We start from the raw sequence: 2395 nt of genomic DNA, 5'->3' as shown, positions 1-2395 counted from the left end.
GGGCGAAATGCGCCTGGTAAGCAGAGTTTTTGAAATGTAAGGCCTTTGAATAAGACAAAAGGCTGCCTCATCGCTAACTTTGCAACAGTGCCGGATTGAATATAACCGACGTGACTGTTACATTTAGGTGGCTAAACCCGTCAAGCCCTCAGGAGTGAATCATGACCGTAGTCACGACCGCCGATACCTCCCAACTGTACGCACTTGCAGCCCGACATGGGCTCAAGCTCCATGGCCCGCTGACTGTCAATGAGCTTGGGCTCGACTATAGGATCGTGATCGCCACCGTCGACGATGGACGTCGGTGGGTGCTGCGCATCCCGCGCCGAGCCGAGGTAAGCGCGAAGGTCGAACCAGAGGCGCGGGTGCTGGCAATGCTCAAGAATCGCCTGCCGTTCGCGGTGCCGGACTGGCGCGTGGCCAACGCCGAGCTCGTTGCCTATCCCATGCTCGAAGACTCGACTGCGATGGTCATCCAGCCTGGTTCGTCCACGCCCGACTGGGTCGTGCCGCAGGACTCGGAGGTCTTCGCGGAGAGCTTCGCGACCGCGCTCGCCGCCCTGCATGCCGTCCCCATTTCCGCCGCCGTGGATGCGGGGATGCTCATCCGTACACCGACGCAGGCCCGTCAGAAGGTGGCCGACGACGTTGACCGCGTCCGACGCGAGTTCGTGGTGAACGACAAGCGCCTCCACCGGTGGCAGCGCTGGCTCGACGACGATTCGTCGTGGCCAGATTTCTCCGTGGTGGTGCATGGCGATCTCTACGTGGGCCATGTGCTCATCGACAACACGGAGCGCGTCAGCGGGATGATCGACTGGAGCGAGGCCCGCGTTGATGACCCTGCCATCGACATGGCCGCGCACCTTATGGTCTTTGGTGAAGAGGGGCTCGCGAAGCTCCTCCTCACGTATGAAGCGGCCGGTGGCCGGGTGTGGCCGCGGCTCGCCCACCACATCGCGGAGCGCCTTGCGTTCGGGGCGGTCACCTACGCACTCTTCGCCCTCGACTCGGGTAACGAAGAGTACCTCGCTGCGGCGAAGGCGCAGCTCGCCGCAGCGGAATGAGCGAACGTCGATATAGCCCGCTCGCGACGCTGTTCGCGGCGACCTTTCTCTTCCGGATCGGCAACGCGGTGGCGGCCCTCGCGCTTCCATGGTTCGTCCTGTCTCATACAAAGAGCGCGGCCTGGGCGGGCGCCACGGCCGCTAGCAGCGTCATCGCGACCATCATCGGCGCGTGGGTTGGTGGTGGCCTCGTCGATCGGTTCGGGCGCGCGCCCGTCGCATTGATCTCGGGTGTGGTGGGCGGCGTGGCCATGGCGAGCATCCCACTGCTCGATGCCGTTGGCGCCCTCTCGAACACTGGGCTGATCGCTTGCGTGGTGCTCGGTGCCGCGTTCGACGCACCCGGTATGGCCGCGCAGGACAGTGAGCTGCCCAAACTCGGCCACGTCGCCGGGCTCTCCGTTGAGCGCGTCTCGTCACTGAAAGCGGTGATCGGGAACGTCGCGATTCTAGGTGGCCCGGCCCTTGGGGGGGCCGCAATCGGCCTGCTTGGCGCTGCGCCAACGCTCGGGCTGACGGCGTTCTGCTCCGTCCTTGCAGGTCTGCTCGGCGCGTGGGTGCTTCCCGCGCGTGCCGCTCGGACGATGACCACGACGGCGACTCTCTCCATGCGCGCCGGCGTCGCTTTTCTCTGGAGCGAACCCCTGCTGCGCCCTCTCTTTGGTATAGTGATGATCTTCGTGGGCATCGTTGGCGCCAACGGCAGCGTCATCATGCCTGCGCTGTTTGTAGATGCAGGACGCCAAGTAGCAGAGCTCGGGCTGTTCTCCTCAATGATGGGGGCTGGTGGTCTCCTTGGCATTGCCATTCATGCGTCGGTCGGCGCCCGGATATCAGCGCAGAACTGGCTGGCGGTGGCATTTTGTGGCTCTGCGGTGGGCTCGCTTCTGCTTTCACAGTTGCCAGGCGTGCCGGTGCTGATGTTGTTGGGCGCGCTCGTGGGACTGCTGACCGGCTCAGTCTCTCCCATTCTCAACGCTGCCATCTACAACCGCACGCCGCCAGAACTTCTCGGCCGGGTACTCGGCACGGTCTCGGCGGTGATGCTGTCAGCCTCGCCCATGGTTATGCTTGCGGCCGGCGCGTTTGTCGACCTTGCTGGTCCGCTCCCTGGCCTCGTTGTATCGGCCGTGTTTGCGGGGCTCGTGGCTCTACTCTCGCTCCGTCTTCAATTTGCTACAATGGCGGCGGCAGCCACAGCCTCCGCCCCAACCCATACAGAAGGTGAACACTGATGCCCCGCCCCAAGCTCAAGTCCGATGACGAGGTACTCGAGGCCGCCACCGTAGTGCTGAAGCGTTGCGGTCCCATAGAGTTCACGCTCAGCG

At 64.0% G+C, this 2395-nt stretch carries 2 protein-coding genes and 1 pseudogene; all 3 read left to right on the top strand.

The features are described from left to right. Positions 1-161 precede the first annotated feature (161 nt). Positions 162-1067, top strand: a complete 906-nt coding sequence (locus tag ACOTX4_RS25780) for an Mph(A) family macrolide 2'-phosphotransferase (protein ID WP_000219391.1) — start codon at positions 162-164, stop codon at positions 1065-1067. Beyond that, positions 1064-2302 carry a macrolide resistance MFS transporter Mrx(A) gene (gene mrx(A) / locus ACOTX4_RS25775; RefSeq protein WP_000004159.1) on the top strand — a complete coding sequence of 413 codons (1239 nt, stop codon included), beginning with the start codon at positions 1064-1066 and terminating at the stop codon, positions 2300-2302. The genes ACOTX4_RS25780 and mrx(A) overlap by 4 nt, the downstream gene beginning before the upstream one ends. Beyond that, a pseudogene (locus ACOTX4_RS25770) lies at positions 2302-2395 on the top strand (TetR/AcrR family transcriptional regulator); the annotation flags it as partial. The gene mrx(A) and the pseudogene ACOTX4_RS25770, both read left to right, overlap by 1 nt.

Origin of the sequence: Enterobacter cloacae complex sp. IR5459, assembly GCF_049238005.1 — a bacterium.
Lineage (GTDB): Bacteria > Pseudomonadota > Gammaproteobacteria > Enterobacterales > Enterobacteriaceae > Enterobacter > Enterobacter hormaechei_C.
This window is presented reverse-complemented; position numbering and strand designations above follow the sequence as displayed.

What these genes read in the sequence shown, in the direction of transcription:
- ACOTX4_RS25780 (WP_000219391.1), top strand. Translation starts at nt 162, where the DNA reads ATGACCGTAGTCACGACCGCCGATACCTCCCAACTGTACGCACTTGCA.